This window comes from Apilactobacillus kunkeei DSM 12361 = ATCC 700308 (assembly GCF_001281265.1).
GTDB lineage: Bacteria > Bacillota > Bacilli > Lactobacillales > Lactobacillaceae > Apilactobacillus > Apilactobacillus kunkeei.
Window position 1 is genome coordinate 61077 of record NZ_JXDB01000005.1, and the last position, 22141, is coordinate 83217.

General features: G+C 38.3%; 17 protein-coding genes and 1 tRNA gene. 16 read left to right on the top strand and 2 right to left on the bottom strand.

What is annotated here, in order from left to right:
• Window positions 1-11 precede the first annotated feature (11 nt).
• The 9 genes from hprK (at window position 12) to whiA (ending at window position 11837) form a co-directional block, all read left to right on the top strand.
• Window positions 12-950 carry an HPr(Ser) kinase/phosphatase gene (hprK, locus tag RZ79_RS01960; RefSeq protein ID WP_041152536.1) on the top strand — a complete coding sequence of 313 codons (939 nt, stop codon included), beginning with the start codon at window positions 12-14 and terminating at the stop codon, window positions 948-950.
• A 24-nt stretch (window positions 951-974) separates the two neighbouring features.
• Window positions 975-1796: a prolipoprotein diacylglyceryl transferase gene (gene lgt / locus RZ79_RS01965; RefSeq protein WP_034531938.1), complete on the top strand. Its 822-nt coding sequence runs from the start codon at window positions 975-977 to the stop codon at window positions 1794-1796.
• Window positions 1797-1817: 21 nt separating this feature from the next.
• Entirely contained in the window at window positions 1818-2834 is a 1017-nt protein-coding gene (locus tag RZ79_RS01970) for an NAD(P)H-dependent glycerol-3-phosphate dehydrogenase (RefSeq protein ID WP_054449762.1), read from the top strand.
• A 44-nt stretch (window positions 2835-2878) separates the two neighbouring features.
• On the top strand, window positions 2879-3754 hold the full coding sequence (gene galU, locus RZ79_RS01975; protein ID WP_034531942.1) for a UTP--glucose-1-phosphate uridylyltransferase GalU: 876 nt from the start codon (window positions 2879-2881) through the stop codon (window positions 3752-3754).
• Between the two features lie 84 nt (window positions 3755-3838).
• A complete protein-coding gene (gene trxB, locus RZ79_RS01980; protein WP_034531944.1) occupies window positions 3839-4762 on the top strand; it encodes a thioredoxin-disulfide reductase in 924 nt (307 codons plus the stop codon).
• Window positions 4763-4915: 153 nt separating this feature from the next.
• A complete protein-coding gene (uvrB, locus tag RZ79_RS01985) occupies window positions 4916-6928 on the top strand; it encodes an excinuclease ABC subunit UvrB (RefSeq protein WP_282570585.1) in 2013 nt (670 codons plus the stop codon).
• A 12-nt stretch (window positions 6929-6940) separates the two neighbouring features.
• On the top strand, window positions 6941-9796 hold the full coding sequence (uvrA, locus tag RZ79_RS01990) for an excinuclease ABC subunit UvrA (RefSeq protein ID WP_054449764.1): 2856 nt from the start codon (window positions 6941-6943) through the stop codon (window positions 9794-9796).
• A 104-nt stretch (window positions 9797-9900) separates the two neighbouring features.
• Window positions 9901-10887, top strand: coding sequence for a gluconeogenesis factor YvcK family protein (locus tag RZ79_RS01995; protein ID WP_034531947.1), 987 nt, complete (start codon window positions 9901-9903; stop codon window positions 10885-10887).
• Window positions 10888-10898: 11 nt separating this feature from the next.
• Window positions 10899-11837 (top strand): DNA-binding protein WhiA, encoded by a 939-nt coding sequence (whiA, locus tag RZ79_RS02000; protein ID WP_034531949.1) that lies wholly within the window; start codon window positions 10899-10901, stop codon window positions 11835-11837.
• A 52-nt stretch (window positions 11838-11889) separates the two neighbouring features.
• On the opposite strand, the gene clpP is transcribed toward whiA, so the two are convergent.
• Both clpP and RZ79_RS02010 read right to left on the bottom strand, forming a co-directional pair.
• The gene (gene clpP, locus RZ79_RS02005) at window positions 11890-12483 is read right to left on the bottom strand and encodes an ATP-dependent Clp endopeptidase proteolytic subunit ClpP (protein WP_034531950.1); all 594 of its coding nucleotides are present in this window, start codon (window positions 12481-12483) and stop codon (window positions 11890-11892) included.
• 98 nt (window positions 12484-12581) lie between these two features.
• Window positions 12582-12653 (bottom strand) — tRNA-Arg (locus RZ79_RS02010).
• 254 nt (window positions 12654-12907) lie between these two features.
• Between RZ79_RS02010 and gap the strand changes: the two genes are divergently transcribed.
• From gap to rnr, 7 genes are all read left to right on the top strand, one after another.
• Entirely contained in the window at window positions 12908-13921 is a 1014-nt protein-coding gene (gene gap, locus RZ79_RS02015) for a type I glyceraldehyde-3-phosphate dehydrogenase (protein WP_054449765.1), read from the top strand.
• A gap of 163 nt (window positions 13922-14084) precedes the next feature.
• On the top strand, window positions 14085-15299 hold the full coding sequence (locus tag RZ79_RS02020) for a phosphoglycerate kinase (RefSeq protein WP_034531954.1): 1215 nt from the start codon (window positions 14085-14087) through the stop codon (window positions 15297-15299).
• A 173-nt stretch (window positions 15300-15472) separates the two neighbouring features.
• On the top strand, window positions 15473-16234 hold the full coding sequence (gene tpiA / locus RZ79_RS02025) for a triose-phosphate isomerase (RefSeq protein ID WP_054449766.1): 762 nt from the start codon (window positions 15473-15475) through the stop codon (window positions 16232-16234).
• 98 nt (window positions 16235-16332) lie between these two features.
• Entirely contained in the window at window positions 16333-17652 is a 1320-nt protein-coding gene (gene eno / locus RZ79_RS02030; RefSeq protein WP_034531957.1) for a phosphopyruvate hydratase, read from the top strand.
• 101 nt (window positions 17653-17753) lie between these two features.
• A complete protein-coding gene (locus RZ79_RS02035; protein ID WP_237756529.1) occupies window positions 17754-19280 on the top strand; it encodes a ClC family H(+)/Cl(-) exchange transporter in 1527 nt (508 codons plus the stop codon).
• A 100-nt stretch (window positions 19281-19380) separates the two neighbouring features.
• Window positions 19381-19620 (top strand): preprotein translocase subunit SecG, encoded by a 240-nt coding sequence (secG, locus tag RZ79_RS02040; protein ID WP_034531960.1) that lies wholly within the window; start codon window positions 19381-19383, stop codon window positions 19618-19620.
• 150 nt (window positions 19621-19770) lie between these two features.
• Window positions 19771-22122 carry a ribonuclease R gene (gene rnr, locus RZ79_RS02045; RefSeq protein ID WP_054449768.1) on the top strand — a complete coding sequence of 784 codons (2352 nt, stop codon included), beginning with the start codon at window positions 19771-19773 and terminating at the stop codon, window positions 22120-22122.
• Window positions 22123-22141: the final 19 nt, after the last annotated feature.

Sequence of the window (22141 nt, forward strand, 5' to 3'; positions counted from 1 at the left end):
GAGGAAAGGCTATGGCATACAGTGTAACGGTCGCAGATCTTGTTGAAAACACCCACCTAGATATTTTCTATGGTGAAGAATACTTAGATCGACCAATTACCACGAGCGATATTTCACGCCCTGGTTTGGAATTAACAGGATACTTTAACTACTACCCATCAAAGAGAATTCAATTACTGGGTATTACTGAAACATCATATGCTAAAGGAATGGATAGCAATGAACTTTTTGATGTAATGAAGAAAATGTGTTTACCAGAAACACCAGCATTTGTTATTTCAACTCAACTAGATCCACCTGATGAATTAATCCGTGCTGCTAAGAACCAACACATTCCAGTATTAGGTTCTAAGTTAACAACTTCTCGAGTACTAAGTAACATGACTAACTACTTGGAAGGTAAATTAGCCGAAAGAAAATCTATTCATGGTGTGCTAATTGACGTATATGGTTTAGGGGTACTAATGACAGGGGACTCTGGAATTGGTAAGAGTGAAACTGCCTTGGAACTTGTTAAACGTGGTCACAGATTAATTGCCGATGATCGCGTTGAAGTATACCAACAAGATGAACAAACACTAATTGGCCAAGCACCAATGATTCTAAGACACCTACTAGAAATTAGAGGAATTGGGATTATCGATGTGATGAACCTATTTGGTGCCGGTGCCGTTCGTTCACAGACTAAGGTTGATTTGATTGTTCACCTTGAAAACTGGTCTGATGACACTCCATATGATAGATTAGGTAATGGAGATGAAACCCGTCGTATCTTTGACGTTGACGTGCAAAGAGTAAGCATTCCAGTTAAGACTGGTCGTAACTTAGCTATCATTATTGAAGCGGCAGCCATGAACTATCGTGCTAAGAAGATGGGTTATGATGCTACAAAGGTATTTGATGATAACCTAAACAGTTTAATTAAAGAAAATTCAGGTAACAAAAAATAATCCTCTTTTTAGGAAGTGAAAAAAATGTCAATTGCGTTAAATCCAATTGCGTTTAATCTTGGACCTATCTTAGTTCACTGGTACGGGATTTTTATTGCTACCGCAGTACTAATTGCCGTTTACCTTTCAGTTAAGGAAGGAAGAAAACGCGGGATTCAACCAGATAATATTTACGATATGATTCTATGGGCTTTACCAGTGGCAATCATTTGTGCCCGTATTTATTATGTTGTATTTCAATGGTCATACTACAGTCAACATCTAAATGAAATTGTTAAAATCTGGGATGGGGGAATTGCCATTTATGGTGCCTTGATTGGTGCGTTTGTCGTGGTATTCTTATACTGTAGAAGTAAATTAATCTCAGTTTGGGCAATGCTTGATGTGATCGCACCAACTGTGATTATGGGCCAAGGAATTGGTAGATGGGGAAACTTCATGAACCAAGAAGCCTTTGGTAAGATTACCAGCTTAGCGTTCTTGAAGTCGCTACACCTACCCAATTTCATTATTAACCAAATGTTTATTCAAGGATTTTATCGCCAACCAACATTCTTGTATGAATCACTATGGGACTTGTTAGGATTTGTTCTATTGATGAATCTTCGTCAAATCCAAGGATTCTTCAAGCGTGGTGAAGTGGTATTATCTTACGTTATTTGGTACTCATTCGGTCGATTCTTTGTCGAAGGGATGAGAACAGATAGCTTAATGCTATTTGGTGGAATTCGAGTTTCACAATTATTATCGATTATCCTATTCGTGGGAGCAATCGGATTAATGATTTATCGTCGCAAAAATGATTCTGATTTACCTTACTACCTCGATGGTAGCAAGTTACAATAATTTTAAGGAGCTATATTTATTATGGTAGAAAAAATTGCAGTATTAGGAGCAGGCTCATGGGGAAGCATGCTTGCTAATATTTTAGTTGAAAATGGTAATGAAGTACGTTTATGGTCATACAAACAATCACAAGTTGATGAACTAAACAACAAGCACACAAACGAAAAATACATCAAAGATTTTACATATCCCAAAGAACTAGTTGCTTACGCTGATATGAAGGAAGCAATTAGAGATGTTGATGATATTTTATTTGTTGTTCCAGCACAAGTTACAAGAAGTACTGCAAAACAAGTAAACGAAATCCTAGAAGAACTAGATATGAAGGTAAACATTATTCATGGTAGTAAAGGGATTGAACAAAAGACTTACAAACGTATGTCAGAAGTTCTAGCTGATGAAATCGATGAAAGTCATCGTAAATCAATCTCAGTTATTTCAGGTCCTAGTCAAGCAGAATCAGTTGCTAAACACGATATTACTTTGGTAACTACTGCTTCAGAAAACATCAAAGATGCTGAACATATTCAATCATTATTCATTAATGATTACTTCAGAGTTTATACTAATGATGACATCATCGGTGTTGAAATTGGTGCAGCTCTAAAGAACATCATTGCTATTGGTGCCGGTGCACTTTACGGTCTAGGCTACACTGACAATGCTAAAGCGGCATTGATGACTCGTGGACTTGCCGAAATTTCTCGTTTGGGAACTTCATTCGGTGCTAACCCATTAACATTCACTGGTCTATCAGGATTCGGTGATGTGATCGTGACTGCAACAAGTAGTGACTCACGTAACTGGCGTGCAGGATATCAACTAGGTAAGGGAGAGACCTTAGATGATATCGTTAAGAACATGGGAATGGTTATTGAGGGTATCGCAACAGCAGAAGCTGCATACGAACTAGCCAACCAACGTGGCATTGACATGCCAATTACTTCAGCAATCTACAAGGTATTACACAAGGAAATTACAATTGATGATGCAATTTCTCAACTAATGCACCGTAAGGGTAGAGCTGAATTAGATTAATATTTAAGAAATAGGAAAATATGATAAAATAGGAGTTTATATTCATGAAGAAAATCAAAAAAGCAATTATCCCAGCAGCAGGTTTAGGAACTAGATTCCTTCCAGAAACTAAGGCAATGCCAAAGGAAATGCTACCAGTAGTTGATAAGCCAGCTATTCAACTAATCGTTGAAGAAGCTATCGCATCAGGAATTACTGACATCTTAATTATTATTGGTAAGGGTAAACGTGCTATTGAAGATCATTTCGATTCAAACACTGAACTTGAATTGAACCTTGAATCAAAAGGTAAGGATGAAATGCTAAAGTCTGTTAAGGAAACTAACGGTTTGAACATTTACTTTAAGCGTCAAGAACATCCTAATGGTCTAGGTGATGCTGTTCATACTGCTAAGAGTTTCGTTGGTGAAGATCCATTTGTTATCATGCTAGGTGATGATTTGATGACAGATGAAACTCCATTAACTAAGCAATTAATCGACAGTTATGAAGAAACAGGTTCATCAACACTTGCTGTTATGAAGGTTCCTCATGAAGACACATCAAAATATGGTGTTATTAACCCAGCTAAGGAAGTTAGCGACGGTTTATACGATGTTACTAATTTCGTTGAAAAGCCAAACCCAGAAGATGCTCCAAGTGATTTAGCAATTATTGGTCGTTACCTATTAACTGCAGACATCTTTGACATCCTAGAAAACACTAAACCTGGTAAGGGCAACGAAATTCAATTAACTGACGCTATCGATACTCTAAACAAAAAGGGTAAGGTATACGCTCACGAATTCAAGGGTGACAGATACGACACTGGTAACAAGTTCGGTTGGTTGCAAACTAACATCGAATTTGGTCTAAAACACCCAGAAGTTTCTGATGAATTAAAACAATACATCAAGGACTTAGCTAAGAAGTTAGATTAAAATTAGTTTGTGTGCAAATTAATGGACAAATGTTTTATATGATAGTAAAGTATCATATATTAATTCAATGAAAGGAGGAGCTTAATTATGGAAAAATATGACGTAATTATTATTGGTGCAGGTCCTGGTGGAATGACATCTGCACTATATGCTTCTCGTGCAAATTTATCAGTAATGATGATTGACCGTGGTATTTATGGTGGTCAAATGAACAACACTGCTGAAATCGAAAACTACCCTGGATTCAAGTCAATTCTAGGTCCGGATTTAGCGAAAGAAATGTATGAAAGTTCCACAAACTTCGGTGCCAAGTACGAATATGGAACAGTTGAATCAATCGAAGACAAAGGTGATTCTAAGATTGTTAAGACTGACCAAGGTAGTTATGAAGCAGGTGCCGTTATCATTGGTACTGGTTCACAATACAGAAAGCTAGGCGTTCCTGGCGAAGACGAATATGGTGGAAGAGGTGTCTCATACTGTGCCGTGTGTGATGGGGCATTCTTCAAGAACCGTGAAGTTGTCGTTGTCGGTGGTGGAGATTCAGCTATCTCTGAAGCACTATACCTTGCTGGTTTAGCTTCAAAGGTTACTGTTATTCACCGTCGTGATCAACTACGTGCACAAAAGGTTATCCAAGACCGTGCATTTGCTAACGACAAGATTGAATTTGTTTGGGACACTAACGTAACTGAAGTTGTTGGTGACAACATGAAGGTTACTGGTGTTAAGACTATCAACAACAAGACAAACGAAGAAGGCGAAATCGCTGCTTCAGGTGTCTTCATCTATGTTGGTAACAACCCAATGACTGAACCTTTCAGTAACTTAAACATTACTGACGAAAAAGGTTGGATTAAGACAAATGAACGTATGGAAACTTCAGTAAAGGGGATCTTTGCTATTGGTGACGTACGTGAAAAAGAATTAAGACAAGTAACTACTGCTGTTGGTGACGGTGGTATTGCTGGTCAAAACGCATTCGAATACGTATCTTCATTACACTAAAAAGTATGATTAAAAAGACTGGTCAAATGGCCAGTCTTTTTTGTGCCTATGAGGAGAACATTAGTTTTAGAAAGTTTGTTCGTATGTTAAAATATTATTAAACTACAGTGAATGAGCATAGAGCTCCGAGTTAAAAACAAAGGAGGACTTTGTTTGGAAATAAAACGTGAAGAGAACAATAAATTTGATTTAGTTTCGAAATACAAACCCACTGGGGACCAACCTGAAGCAATTAGTAAGTTAACTAAGGGCGTATTGGATGGTCAAAAGAACCAAATATTATTAGGGGCCACTGGGACTGGTAAGACCTTTACCATTTCTAATGTGATTAAAAACGTTAATAAGCCTACATTGATTTTGTCTCATAATAAGACACTTGCTGGTCAATTATACAGTGAGTTTAAGGAATTCTTCCCTAATAATGCGGTTGAATACTTCGTCAGTTATTATGATTACTACCAACCTGAAGCGTACGTTCCATCAAGTGATACCTATATTGAAAAGGATTCTTCAATCAATGATGAAATTGATAAACTACGTCATGCGGCTACTAACTCATTGCTTACCAGAAATGATGTTATTATCGTCGCATCCGTATCATCCATCTTTGGATTAGGTAGTCCTAAGGAATACTACAAGCACACCATTCCATTGAGTGTTGGTCAACAAATTGAAAGAGATGAACTACTTAGAAAGTTAGTCGAAATTCAATTTGATAGAAACGATATCGATTTTCAACGTGGTCGTTTCAGAGTCCACGGGGATGTTGTCGACATTTTCCCAGCTTCTGGTGATCAACATGCATACCGAGTTGAATTCTTCGGTGATGAAATCGATTCAATCAAGGAAATCGATACATTAACTGGTGAATTCATTGGTAAGAAAGATGACATCATCATCTTCCCAGCTACCCACTTCTTGACCGATGATCAAAACATGGATCACGCTTTGAAGGGCATCAAGGAAGAAATGAAGGAACAAGTTGCCGAATTTGAAAAAGATGGTAAGTTACTAGAAGCCCAACGTTTGAAGCAACGTACCACATACGATATCGAAATGATGGCCGAAATGGGTTACACCAACGGGATTGAAAATTATTCCAGATATATGGATAACAGAAAACCCGGTGAAGCTCCATACACATTACTAGACTTCTTCCCCGATGATTACTTGTTAGTTGTCGACGAATCTCACCAAACATTGCCACAAGTAGGTGGAATGTACAACGGTGATAAGGCCAGAAAAGAACGTTTAATTGAATATGGATTTAGACTTCCAAGTGCTTTGGATAACCGTCCATTGAAGATGCCTGAATTTAAAGAACGTGTTAACCAAGCAATCTACATGTCAGCCACTCCTGGTCCACGTGAACTAGAAGAAACCGCTGAAAAGAATATCGTACAACAAATTATTCGTCCAACCGGACTATTGGATCCAACTGTCGAAGTGCGTCCAATCATGGGTCAGATGGATGACTTAGTTGGTGAAATCAACGAACGAATTGCCAAGAACGAAAGAACGTTTGTAACCACCTTGACAAAGAAGATGTCCGAAGATTTAACTGATTATCTAAAGGACTTGGGAATTAAGGTTGCATACCTACATTCTGACGTTAAGACACTTGAACGTACTAAGATTATTCGTGATCTTCGTTTAGGTAAATACGATGTGTTAGTTGGAATTAACCTTCTAAGAGAAGGGATTGATGTCCCTGAAGTGTCATTGGTTGCCATCTTGGATGCCGATAAGGAAGGTTTCCTAAGAAATGAACGTTCATTAATTCAAACCATTGGTCGTGCCGCCAGAAATGAAAATGGTGCGGTTATTATGTATGCCGATAACATGACCGATTCAATGCAAAAAGCGATTGATGAAACCGCTAGAAGAAGAAGTATTCAAAAGAAATACAACGAAGACCATGGTATTACACCACATACCATCAAGAAGCCAATTAGAGACCTTATTAGTTACGACAATAATAAGAATGATGATTCATCAGAAGATCACTCATTTGTAGAATCAGATTTCCAAAAGCTATCTAAGAAGGATCAAAAGCAAATGATTGAAACATTGACCAAGGAAATGAAGCATGCAGCTGCTAAACTTGATTTTGAAAAAGCGGCAGCTTTACGTGATACTGTCATGGAATTAAAGGGTCAAATGTAAGGGGGCAAAAACTTGCAAAACGATAAAATTGTCATTAAAGGTGCAAGAGCACATAACTTAAAAGACATCAGTGTTGAAATTCCTAAGAACAAATTGACTGTTATGACCGGTTTATCTGGTTCAGGAAAGAGTTCATTGGCATTCGATACACTATATGCTGAAGGACAACGTCGATACGTAGAAAGTTTGTCCTCATACGCACGTCAATTTTTGGGGCAAATGGACAAACCAGATGTTGATTCAATCGAAGGATTAAGTCCAGCAATTGCGATTGACCAAAAGACTACTTCCAAGAACCCACGTTCCACAGTTGGAACCGTTACTGAAATTAACGACTACTTTAGATTGTTATGGGCACGTGTTGGAACGCCAATCTGTCCAAACGATGGAACTAAGATTACTAGACAATCAATTGATCAAATGATTGATGAAGTCCTTGCTTTGCCTGAAAGAACTAAACTTCAAATCTTATCACCAGTGGTTAGACAACAAAGAGGTCAACACAAGAAGTTTATTGATAAGATTAAGCGTGAAGGTTTCGTTAGATACCGTGTCGACGGTGAAGTTCACGAAATCGAAGATGATGTTCAACTAGATAAGAACAAGTATCACGATATTGAAATCGTGGTAGATAGAATCATCGTTAAAGATGGTATTAAGTCTCGTTTATCAGACTCACTTGAAACCGCATTGAGACTAAGTGATGGTTATGCCGTTGCTGATTTAATGGGGAAGGGTGACAACCTAATCTTCTCCGAACACTATGCATGTCCACTTTGTGGATTTACCGTTAGTGAATTGGAACCACGTCTATTCTCATTCAACTCACCAATTGGTGCTTGTCCGAGATGTGATGGTTTAGGGATGAAACTAGAGGTAGATGAAAGTCTAGTTGTTCCTGACAAGGATAAGACATTAAACGAAGGAGCAATCGAACCCTGGAATCCAATTAGTTCTAAATTCTACCCAAGCTTGCTAGAACAAGCCTGTGAAGCATTTGGTATCGATATGGATACTCCATTTAAAAAACTTCCTAAGAAGCAACGTGACCTGATTTTATACGGTTCAAACGGTAAAGAATTCCACTTCCACTTCAATAGTAACTTTGGTGGCATTAGAGATACCGATGCACCTTTTGAAGGGGTTATTAATAACATTGACCGTCGTTACAAGGAAACTAACAGTGACTTCACCAGAGACCAAATGCGTCTATATATGACAGAATTAACATGTCAAACCTGTCACGGTTTCCGTTTAAACAAGGAAGCACTAAGTGTGAAGGTCGACGGACTAAACATCAGTGAAGCTACCAACCTAGACGTTGTTAAAGAACTAAACTTCTTCTCTCAATTGAAGTTCGGTGAAAAGGATAGTGTCGTTGCCAAGCCAATCCTAAAGGAAATTATCGATCGATTAACTTTCTTGAAGAACGTGGGATTGGATTACTTAACGCTTTCCAGAACTGCTGGAACACTATCCGGTGGGGAATCACAACGTATTCGTTTAGCCACTCAAATTGGTTCAAACCTATCAGGAGTGCTATACGTATTGGACGAACCATCAATTGGTTTACACCAACGCGATAACGATCGTTTGATTTCTTCACTAAAATCAATGCGTGACTTAGGTAATACACTAGTTGTCGTAGAACACGGTGAAGACACCCAACGTTCTGCTGACTATATCGTTGATATCGGACCGGGTGCCGGAACCAACGGTGGTAATGTAATGGCCGTCGGAACCCCAGACGAAGTCGCTCAAAACGACAACTCATTGACTGGTCAATACCTATCAGGTAAGAAGTTCGTCCCAGTTCCATTGAAACGTCGTAAGGGTAACGGTAAGAAGATTAAGGTTACCGGTGCTTCTGAAAATAACTTGAAGAACGTTACCGCCGAAATTCCATTAGGTGAATTTAACGTCGTAACTGGGGTTTCCGGTTCTGGTAAATCAACATTGATTAATCGCATTGTTAAACGTGCGATTGCCCAAAAGCTAAACCATAACTCCGAAAAGCCAGGTAAGTACAAGTCAATCTCTGGTTACAAGAACATCGATAAGCTAATTAACATTGACCAAAGCCCAATCGGAAGAACGCCTCGTAGTAATCCTGCTACCTATACCGGAGTTTTTGACGACATTAGAACATTGTTTGCTGAAACTAACGAAGCTAAACTTCGCGGATACCAAAAGGGTCGTTTCAGTTTCAATGTTAAGGGTGGTCGTTGTGAAACCTGTCATGGGGATGGAATTCTAAAGATTGAAATGAACTTCCTACCAGACGTTTACGTGCCTTGTGAAGTTTGTCATGGTAAACGTTATAACGCCGAAACACTGGAAGTTGAATACAAGGGAAAGAACATTTCCGATGTCTTGGACATGACTGTCGATCAAGCACTTGATTTCTTCTCATCGATTCCAAAGATTACTAGAAAACTAGAAACTATTGATGAAGTCGGGTTAGGATATGTTCAACTTGGCCAATCAGCAACTACTTTGTCTGGTGGGGAAGCACAAAGAATGAAGCTAGCTTCTGAACTGTACAAGAAGTCAGCAGGAAATAACTTGTACATCCTAGATGAACCAACCATTGGGTTACACACAGATGACATTGACCGTTTGCTAGTTGTCTTACACGAACTAGTCGAACAAGGCAATACTGTTTTAATTATCGAACACAACCTAGACGTGATTAAGACAGCCGATCACATTATCGACTTAGGACCTGAAGGAGGAGACGGTGGTGGTGAAATCATTGCTACTGGAACTCCTGAAGAAATCGTGAAGGTCAAGGAAAGTTATACTGGTCAATACTTAAAACCAGTCTTGCAACGTGATACCAAACGAACTAAAGAAGCAAGAAAATAAAAAAAGCGTGATGACACGCTTTTTTATTTGCCTTTGAAATGACACGCCCGGGTATGTGTGTTATACTTTCTTAGTTGAAAAAATTGAGAGGAGGAAACGATTTGATGAAAGACAATCAAGCCAGAAAAAACGTTGTCGTCATCGGTGGCGGAACTGGTTTACCAGTAATCTTAAATAACCTAAAGAACGAAAGTATTGATATAACCGCGATTGTTAACATCTCGGATGATGGTGGATCATCAGGTCGTTTGCGCAATGAAATTAATATTGTTCCTCCTGGAGATATTAGAAATGTCTTAGTGTCATTGTCCAATCTGTCAAAGGACAAACTGGACTTATTTCAATACCGTTTCAAAAAGGGCGATCATTTCTTGTCTGAACATTCGCTAGGTAATTTAATCATTGCCGCGATGACAGAAATGAAGGGTGATGTAAACATCGCCGTTGAAGCACTAAGTCAGATGATGGAAATCACTGGTAAGATTTATCCAGCCACCAACGAGAAGTTACAGCTATGCGCAGAATTCGAGGATGGTTCAACTATGACTGGTGAATATGAAATTACCTATGCGGATAAAAAAATTAACCGTGTTTGGGTAGAATCCAGTGACAATCAAGACGAAATTCCACATGCAAACCAAAAGGTTATTGATGCCATTTTGGATGCTGACCAGATTGTGTTAGGCCCGGGCAGTCTATTCACCAGCATCTTGCCAAACCTAATGATTAAGAACCTAGGAGAGGCTGTTTTAGCGTCTAAAGCACAGGTGGTATACATTTGTAATATCATGACGCAAAAGGGAGAAACTGACCATTTTTCAGACGCTCAACACATTGAAGTATTGAACCGTCATATGAATTCCAACTTCATTGATGTCGTAATCGTAAACAAACAACCAGTTGATACCGATTTAATTAATCGAGAAGTGTTTAACGAGATTGAAAATCCGGTTAGACACGATGAAAAAGCAATTCAGGCAATGGGATGTGAATGCATCTATGATGACTTCTTAATGTTAAGTCACCAAGGGGCATTCCATGACGGAAAAAAGGTTGCCGATACTTTATTCAAACTGGTTTCAAAAAGATAGGATGATTAAAAATGTCATACGCAAGTGACGTAAAAAAAGAGCTAACAACTTTAGAAGTTCATAAGGAAAACGCCAAGGCAGAACTAATGGCTCTAATTCGAATGAACGGTTCGATTTCGTTAGCTAATCACAAAATTATTTTAAATATTCAAACCGAAAATCCAGCCATCGCTCGTCGTATCTACAAATTGATTTTAGAGTTCTACGAGGTGGAAAGTAAGCTTGTTGTTAGAAAGAAAATGAAGTTAAACAAGAACAATGTTTACGTCGTAAGAATTGCTAACCAAGCTCAAGCAATCCTAGATGACTTAGGGATTTTTGATAACTATCAAATCGTGGAAAGAGTGCCAATCGAATTACTAAAGGATGATTCTCAAGTGAGATCATATCTAAGAGGGGCATTTTTAGCTGGTGGTTCAGTGAACAATCCAGAAACTTCCAGATATCATCTAGAAATTTACTCATTATATGAAGAACATAATGACATGATTTCTGAAATGATGAATAAATACGAATTGAATTCAAGAACTACCGATCGAAGAAGTGGATACATCACATACTTGAAGGAAGCAGAAAAGATTGCAAACTTCTTGCAATTAATTGGGGCCACTAATGCGATGTTGAAATTCGAAGATGTCAGAATAATGCGTGATATGAGAAATTCTGTGAACAGATTAGTAAACTGTGAAAATGCTAATATGAACAAAGTTGCCAATGCTTCAACTAAGCAAATTTCTAATATTCAATTCATTGATGACACCGTTGGATTGGACAAGTTACCTGAAAAACTCTACGAAGTTGCCATCACCAGAATGAAGATGCCAGAAGTGAGTTTGAAGGAATTAAGTGAATCATTACCAAGTGGGGCGATTTCTAAGTCAGGAATCAACCACCGTTTGAGAAAGATTAATGAATTCGCTGATAAAATCAGAGAAGAAGCCGTTTCATAAAAGGGCACAAAAAAAGACGTTAACTTCAGTTAACGTCTTTTTTATTATCTAATTATTTTCTTTCAGAACTGTTAGTCATGATGCTATCAATCAATCCGTAGTCGACAGCTTCTTGAGCGCTTAAGTACTTATCACGTTCAGTATCTAGGTTAACCTTTTCAATTGATTGACCTGAGTTTTGAGCTAAGATTTCGTTGATCATCTTTCTAGTCTTTAAGATTGATTCGGCAGCAATAGCAATTTCAGTTTGTTGGCCTTGAGCACCACCAGAAGGTTGGTGAATCAATACTTCAGAGTGAGGTAGAGCAAAACGCTTACCTTTAGTACCTGAAGAAGCCAAGACACTGGCCATTGATGCAGCCATACCCATAACGATAGTTTGAACATCAGCCTTGATGAATTGCATAGTGTCGTAGATGGCCATACCGGCTGTTACAACACCACCAGGTGAGTTGATGTATAAGTAGATGTCTTTTTCAGAATCTTGTGCATCTAGGAATAATAATTGAGCAATGATGGTGTTTGCCATATTGTCTTCAATTGGACCAGATAACATAATAATTCTGTCTTTTAATAATCTTGAGTAAATGTCATATGCGCGTTCACCGTTTGATGATTGTTCTATGACAGTTGGGACTAAATTCATAATTTTATCCTCCCTTGCTTTCAATTCAATTTGAATTACATTAATTTTATCTCAATGGTCAATTAAGGTCAAATGATTTTATCTGACTTAATCACCAATGCATCTGGAGGGAATCGAACCCCCATTGAAAGAACCGGAATCTTTAGTGCTATCCATTACACTACAGATGCATCTCAACAGGTTAAACTATAAATGAAAAAGGGGTTAAATTCAAGAAACACACTGAGGTAATTGATTTGCAAACTAAAATTAGCACTGATATACTTATAGTGTAAGGATTTGATACAGAAAATAACTGTTACAAATTAGTACTGGTTATTTTTTTAAAATTACTGAGCATGTATTATAGACTGATCGGTAAAAAAGTAGTAGTATTTAATCCGTACGTAGTACTCAAATTTATTTCTCTAGGAGGAAAACAGTTATGACTGTAAAAATTGGTATTAACGGTTTTGGTCGTATTGGTCGTTTGGCTTTCAAACGTATCCACGAACTAAACTCAGACGAAATTGAAGTTGCTGCTATTAATGATTTAACAACTCCTTCAATGCTTGCATACTTATTAAAATATGATTCAACACATGGTAAATTCCCAGGTGAAGTTACTTCAACTGATAACGGAATCGTTGTTGACGGTAAGGAAGTTCCAGTTTACGCTGAACGCAATGCCGCTGACCTACCATGGGTTAAAAATGATGGTGTTGACTTTGTACTAGAATGTACTGGTTTCTACACTTCAGAAGAAAAATCACAAGCTCACTTAGACGCTGGTGCAAAGCGTGTTCTAATCTCTGCACCTGCTGGTCAAATCAAGACTGTTGTTCCTGGTGTTAACTTGGATACTTTAACTGCTGACGACAAGATCGTTTCAGCTGGTTCATGTACTACAGGTAGTATCGCTCCTACAGCATACTTCTTAAACAAAGACTTTGGTATCAAAGTTGGTACTATGACTACTATCCACGCATTCACTTCAACTCAAGCTATCCTAGATGGCCCTCGTGGTAAGAAGTTCAGAAACAACCGTACTGCTTCAACTAACACTATTCCTCACTCAACTGGTGCTGCTAAGGCCTTAGGTCTTGTTGTTCCAGAACTTGACGGTAAGTTAAACGGTGTGGCTCAACGTGTTGGTATCGTTGACGGTTCATTAACTGAATTAACTGCTATCGTTGACAAGAAGAACGTTACTGCTGACGAAGTTAACGCTAAGATGAAAGAACACACTGAAGGTAACGAAGCATTTGGTTACAATGACGAACCAATCGTTTCAAGTGATATCATTGGTGATACTCACGGATCAGTATTTGATGCTACTCAAACTGATGTTACTACTTTTGGTGATGACCAACTTGTTAAGGTATGGTCATGGTACGATAACGAATGGGGCTTCACTTGCAACATGGTTCGTACTTTACTACACTTCGCTCAACTATAATCTAAATTATAATTTAGCAAGGCATAAGGTGGAGGAGGCAATTGCCTCCTCCATTTTTTATAACAATTACTTTCTGCTTAGAAATTCTTTGAAATAAAGAAATAAATGAAGTATATTGAAATTGTTACATCAATTTTAAATAATTTTTGGGAGGTAATCTAGATTGGCTAAGACAGTTGTTTCTGATTTAGATTTAAAAGGCAAAAAAGTTTTAATGCGTGTCGACTTCAACGTTCCTATTAAAGACGGTGTTGTTGGTGACACAAGTCGTATCGTTGGTGCTATTCCAACAATCAAGTACGTAATCGAACATGGTGGAAAGGCAGTTCTATTCTCTCACCTTGGTCGTATCAAGACTGAAGATGACAAGAAAGAACTATCATTACGTCCAGTTGCTGCAAAGCTTTCTGAACTAATTGACAAACCTGTTACTTTCGTTCCCGAAACTGAAGGTGCAAAGCTTGAAGAAGCTATCAACAACATGAATGATGGTGACATCGTTGTTGTTGAAAACACTCGTTTTGAAGATGTTGTAAATGGTGAAAACGTAAAACGTGAATCTGGTAATGATCCTAAGTTAGGTCAATACTGGGCTTCACTAGGTGATTGCTTCGTAAACGATGCATTCGGTACTGCTCACCGTGAACATGCTTCAAACGTTGGTATTGCACGTGCAATGGAAGCAGAAAACAAGCCAGTTGCCGCTGGTTTCCTAATGGAAAAAGAAATTAAATTTATCGGTGGTGCCGTAAACAATCCTAAACGTCCATTTGTTGCCATCTTAGGTGGTGCAAAGGTTTCAGATAAGATTGGTGTTATCGATAACCTATTAGACAAGGCTGACCACATCATCATTGGTGGTGGTATGACTTACACATTCTACGCAGCCAAAGGTTTCACTATTGGTAACTCACTAGTTGAAAAGGACAAGATTGACACTGCTAAGGAAATCCTTTCAAAGGGTGGCGACAAGATTGTTCTACCTGTTGACTCAGTTGTTGCTCCAGAATTCAACAATGATGCACCTACTCAAGTAGTTGGTGAAAACATTCCTGATGGCCAAATGGCTCTAGACATTGGTCCTAAGAGTATCGAACTATTCGAAAACGTTCTAAGAGACGCTAAGACCGTAGTTTGGAACGGACCTATGGGTGTATTCGAAATGAGTAACTTTGCCAAGGGTACTTTAGCTATTGGTAAGTTCTTAGGTGACTTAACTGACGCTACTACTGTTGTTGGTGGTGGTGACTCAACTGCCGCATGTAACGAACTAGGTGTAGCTGATAAGCTATCACACGTTTCAACCGGTGGTGGTGCTTCACTAGAATACATGGAAGGTAAGACTCTTCCAGGTATCGCCGCTATTACTGATAAATAAGAATAATATCTTTTTAAGATTCGATGTATAACATCGGGTCTTTTTTTTGTATAATAAAAGGAGTGAAATTTTTATTAAAACAGCATGCGCAATTTGTTAATATCAATTATTTAGTGATACTATTGATATATAGCGATTTGTAATAATCTGTTTAAAAGAATAGGAGGTAAAAAATGAGAACTCCTTTTATCGTTGGAAATTGGAAAATGAATTTAACATTACATGAAGTTGAAGAATTCTTAGATGCAGTTAAAGGAAACCTACCAGATCCTAAAGACGTTGAATGCGCAATTGCTGCATCATCAATTTACATGGATGTATTAACTAGATTTTGTAAAGAAGAAACAAATCTAAAAACTGCCGCTCAAAACTGTTTCTACAAAGATTCAGGTGCATACACAGGAGAAGTAAGTCCAATGGCACTTGCTGATATGGGTGTTAATTACGTTATGTTAGGTCATTCAGAGCGTCGTAAATACTTTGGCGAAACCAATAAGATGATTAACAAAAAGGTTAAGGCTGTTTTAGCTAACAACATGGTACCGATTATTTGTTGTGATGAAACAATGGCCAAGAGAAAGACCTATGATGAAATGAACTGGGTAGTAAATCCAGTAATTGAAGCATTAAAAGGGATTTCAGAAGACGATGCTAAGAAGATTGTTATTGGTTATGAACCAAGTTGGGCAATTGGAACTGGAAAATCAGCCAGCGGTGCTGAAATTCAAGAAGCATGTTTTCTAATTCGTGAAACATTGAAAGATTTGTATGGTGATGATATTGCCAACCAAATCCGAATCGTTTACGGGGGAAGCGTTAACGCCAGAAATGTTTCAGAAATTATGAGTCAAGATGATGTTGATGGGGTCTTACCTGGAAAGAGTAGTTTAAATGCCAAAGAATTCATCAAAATTGTCAATTACCAAAATAATTAACAGATTGAACAGTTTTTTATTGAAACTTGGTCTGTAAAATAATAAAATGAAAGTAGCCTTGATTCCGAGGTAACAACTTTCATTAAGGAGAGAATAAAATGTCAATTATTTCAGATATTTATGCTCGAGAAGTACTAGATTCTCGTGGAAATCCTACAGTTGAAGTAGAACTATATACTGAAGCAGGTGCAATGGGACGCGGTATCGTTCCTTCAGGTGCATCTACTGGTGAACACGAAGCCGTTGAATTACGTGACGGTGATAAAAACCGTTTCATGGGTAAAGGTGTTACTAAGGCTGTTAACAACGTTAATAACATTATCGCTAAGGAAATCGTAGGTTACGATGTAACTGATCAAGTTGCTATTGATGAAGCTATGATTAAATTAGATGGTACTCCTAACAAAGGTAAGTTAGGTGCCAACGCTATTTTAGGTGTTTCATTAGCTGCTGCACGTGCTGCTGCCGATGAACTGGGTGTTCCTTTATACAACTACTTAGGTGGTTTCAACGGACACGTATTACCAACACCAATGATGAACGTTATCAATGGTGGTAAGCATGCCAACAACAAAGTTGACTTCCAAGAATTCATGATCATGCCTGTTGGTGCGGAAACTGTTAAAGAAGCCGTTCGTATGGGTTCAGAAACTTTCCACAACCTAAAAGCTATCTTGAACGAAAAGGGTTACTCAACTGCCGTAGGTGACGAAGGTGGTTTTGCTCCTGACTTGAAGAACAACGAAGAACCATTCGAAATCTTGGTAGAAGCTATCCAACGTGCTGGTTACAAGCCAGGTAAAGACGTTTCAATCGCCTTTGACTGTGCTGCTTCAGAATTCTACGATGCAGAAACTAAGAAGTACAACTTAGTAGGTGATGGTAAGTCATACTCTGCTGATGAATTTGTTACATTACTAGAACAATTAGTTGACAAGTACCCAATTATCTCAATCGAAGATCCATTGGATGAAAACGAATGGGCAGATTGGCAAATGGCTACTGAACGTCTAGGTAAGAAAGTTCAAATCGTTGGTGACGATTTATTCGTAACTAACACTGATTACCTACAAAAAGGTATTAAGATGGGTGTTGCTAACGCAATCCTTATCAAGCTAAACCAAATTGGTACTTTAACAGAAACTGTAAACGCTGTTGAAATGGCTAAGGAAGCTAACTACACAGCTATCATCTCACACCGTTCAGGTGAAACTGAAGATACTACAATTTCTGACTTAGTTGTTGCTCTAAACGCTGGTCAAATTAAGACTGGTTCAATGAGTCGTGGCGAACGTATCGCTAAGTACAACCAACTAATGAGAATTGAAGATCAATTAGCTTCAGTTGCAGAATACAAGGGTATCAACTCATTCTACAACCTAACTGAAGAAGCTCGTAACAACGTTATTAACAAATAATAACTAACTGTTACTAAAAAGCATTGAATTATTTCAATGCTTTTTTTGTACATAAAATTATATGGTATGATTGTTATACCAATTAAAAGAAGGCGAACATATTGCAAAGTGATAATTTAAGACGATTTAAATCAGTGCTGTACGGTTTATTAATTGGACTTGCAGTCGGAATGGTGGTTAGTCTATTTAGAGTATCGATTGAAGGACTATCAGACCAATTTTTAAAACTAGCGAAGCTAGCGCGAACTAATTTTTTTGTACTAATTATTTTAATCATCTTGAATTTACTAATCGCATTTTTCGTATATTACTTAGTAAAACGAGATAAAAACATCAAGGGATCAGGGATTCCACAGGTTGAAGGGCAGTTAAACGGTGAACTAGACTATTCATGGTTCTCCGTCTTAAGCAAGAAGTTCATTGGTGGAGTGCTTGCCATTTCCAGTGGGCTATTTTTAGGCCGTGAAGGTCCTTCAATTCAATTGGGTGCAGCTACAGCTCAGGGACTAGCAGATACCTTTAAACAAACAAAACAAGCACGTAAAACAATCATCTCTGGTGGAGCAGCCGCTGGTTTAGCAGCTGCATTTAACGCTCCAATTGCCAGTACATTGTTCGTGCTAGAAGAAATCTATCACAACTTTTCAACATCAGTCTGGTTAACTTCTCTTTCCGCCGCAATCAGTGCGAACTTCGTTTCAACTGCGGTCTTTGGGAAGGTGCCGGTATTACACATGAGTTATTCACATGTGATTCCGCTACATATTTATCCATACTTAATCGGATTAGGAATCGTGATTGGCATCGGCGGTTTAATTTATGAGTACGCCACACTTCACGTCAACGATTGGTATGAAAAACTAGACTGGATTCCCAACATTGTCTGGGTATTGATTCCATTTATTCTAGTCATTCCATTTGAAATGTACTTACCCACAATCGTAGGTGGGGGTAGCACAATGGTGCTAACGATTGCCAAGTCCGCACCAACCATTACGGTATTGCTATGGTTCTTGTTGATTCGTTTCGTGATGTCGATACTATCCTATTCAACTGGATTACCCGGTGGAATTTTCCTACCAATGCTTTCATTAGGGGCATTGATTGGGGCGATTTATTCAGAGGTGTTGATTCAATTAGGCGTATTACCACAAAGTTATTTTGTTAACTTCATCATCATCTCAATGAGTGGGTTCTTTGCCTGTGTCGGTAAGGCACCATTTACCGCTATTCTCCTAATTACCGAAATGGTTGGATCATTGCAAAATCTAATGTCATTGGCATTTGTCACATTGGTGGCATACGAAGTCACCGACTTATTAGGCGGTAGTCCAATTTACAATGAAATGTTGCAAAAAATGTTGAGCCCGCAAAAGTTGTCAACAAGTGGACAACTAACTAACCTATATTTTTCAGTTCAATTGGGATCAGACATGGATGGAAAAGCCGTTAAATCAATCAATTGGCCAGACGGTTGTTTGATTAGTTCCATCAAAAGAAATGAACAATGCATTATACCTGATGGAGATACAATTCTAAGAGCTGGGGATAACATTGAAATATCCACAAACTATGACAACCGTGGTTACGTATATACACATGTGGAAAAACTCACATTAGATAATTAAAATTTTGATTAATTGGCATGTTAGAAAGTATTATGATAAACTAAACAGTAAAGATAAAGTTAAAGATGAAACCTATGTATTTTAGGTAGGAGGCAACGAATTGTATAATTTCTTAATGAATATAATTTGGATTGACAGTGTATTAATTATCATCGCTGTCTTGATGCAACCAGCAAAGACTAACAACGATGCAATGTCTTCTTTAACCGGTGGTGCTGATGATTTGTTTGCCAATTCTAAGCCACGTGGTTTTGAAGCCTTTATGCAAAAAGTAACAGTTGTATTATTGATTATTTTCTTTGCATCAGCATTAGGATTAGTTTGGTTATCATCACACTAGTTGATAAGACTCCTGTAATTTTTACAGGAGCTTTTTTTATGTGAAAACGAAAAAACCGTTTAGGATAGACGGTATAAAAATGTTAGAATACTAGATATGAGTTGTCGAATTTGATTTAAGATCGAAAATTTAAAACTTAAGGAGTAAATCGTGGAAGATAATAGTTTAAAACAAGAAATTCATGCTGTTCTGCAAAAATTCCCAAATCGCGAATTTTCAGTAGAAGAACTAGCCGATGAATTAGGATACCATGGTGCAAATGCATTTAAACTAATTGTCCAATCATTAGCTGTGCTAGAACGCGAAAAGACAGTTATGGTTACTGAAACAGGCAATTTTAAGTTAAACGTGCAAGGTGAAACAATCGAGGGAACTTTTCATGCAAATCCAAAGGGGTTCGGATTTGTTAACTATGACGAAAACCTAGAAGATGCATTCATCGCACCTGACAACACACTACAAGCAATGAACGGTGATACTGTTCAAATCGAAATCGTAAGACGTGCCGACCAAAATTCTGGTAAAGGTCCAGAAGGTAAGGTTGTAAACATCGTTGAAAGAAACTACGAACAAGTAGTTGGTGAATTCACCCGTACTGACGACGATCATGGATACGTAGGACAAGTTAAGCTAAAAGAAAAGAAGCTTATTAACTACAAGTTTTACGTTACTGGTGTTGGTCTAAAGCCTACACCAGGTGAAGTAATTACTGCCGAAATTACTGAATACCCAAATGCTGACCACCCAGATTACATGGTTGGTATTGCTAAGGAAGTAATCGGAAGCGTTGATGACCCAGGAATCGACATCCTACAAATCGTATACGCTCACGATATTCCAGCTCAATTCCCAGAAGACGTATTGCAAGAAGCAGACGCGATTCCAGAAGAAATTAGTGAAGAAGAAAAGCAAGGTCGAGAAGACATTACTGATCAAACACTAGTTACTATTGATGGGGAATCATCAAAGGACTTGGATGACGCCGTTACTGTATGGAAATTACCAAATGGTAACTACCACTTAGGTGTTCACATTGCCGATGTTTCTCACTACGTAAAACCAGGTAGTCTTTTAGACGAAGAAGCATACAAGCGTGGTACTTCTGTTTACCTAACAGATAGAGTTATCCCAATGCTTCCAAGAAGATTATCAAACGGAATTTGTTCATTGAATGAAGGCGAACTTCGTCTATGTATGAGTTGTGATATGGAAATCAACCCAGCCGGAAACGTTGTTGACCATCGTATTCACCCAAGTGTGATGAAATCTAAGGCTCGAATGACATACAAGGCTGTAAATGACATCCTAGAAGCACATGATGAAAACACTATGGAACGTTACAAAGACTTAGTTCCTATGTTTGAAGAAATGGGCGAACTACACAAGATCCTATACAAACAACGTCGCCGTCGTGGTGCCATTGACTTCGATGATAACGAATCAGAAATCATCGTTGATGAAACTGGTCACCCAATCGACATTAAGCTAAGAGTTCGTGGTACTGCTGAAAGAATGATTGAATCATTCATGTTAGCTGCCAACGAAACTGTTGCTGAACATTACTGTAAAGCGCACGCGCCATTCATCTACCGTGTTCACGAAACACCAGATGGAGAACGTGTGAAGAACTTCTTCGAATTCTTAACTGCATTCGGTGTTGAAGTTAAGGGTGACCCAGATCACTTGAAGCCAAAGGTATTACAAAACGTATTAAAGAAGGTTGCTGGTAAGCCAGAAGAACCTGCCGTATCAGTTATGATGCTTAGAAGTTTGAAACAAGCTAGATATACTGACCAACCGCTTGGTCACTTTGGTCTAGGTGCTGAATTCTACACTCATTTCACTTCTCCAATCAGAAGATACCCAGATACAACTGTTCACCGTTTAATTCACCACTATGAAGACAACGGTATCAACAAGGAATCAAAGGCAAAATACGCCGGATTACTTGAAGAAATTTCAGACCATTCATCAAAGGCAGAACGTCGTTCAATCGATGCAGAACGTGATACTGATGCAATGAAGAAGGCTGAATACATGGCAGATCACATCGGAGAAGAATTCGATGCAACTGTTAGTTCAGTGCTTAAGTTTGGTATGTTTATCGAACTTGAAAACACTGTTGAAGGATTAGTTCACATTAGTCGTATGAAGGATGACTACTATGAATACATTGAAAAGTACCTAGCACTTGTTGGTAGAAATACTCACCGTACTTATAGAATTGGACAACCAGTTCGTGTTAAGGTGGTTAACGTTGATGTTGACCAAAGTGCTGTTGACTTTGATATTGTTAATCCAGAAGACACACCAATGTCTAAACTAAAACCAGAAAGCCACAGCAATGGTGCTCACGGTCGTGGTGGACGCAACAGCGGTGGTCGTCGTAACAACAACAGAAGAAACGACAACAAGAATGGTAAGTTTGGTAGAAACAACAATAACCGCCATTCAAGAAACAACAACCGTAATGGTCGTAATCATTCCAATTCAAAACATTAATTGGTTGAGAGGTGATTGA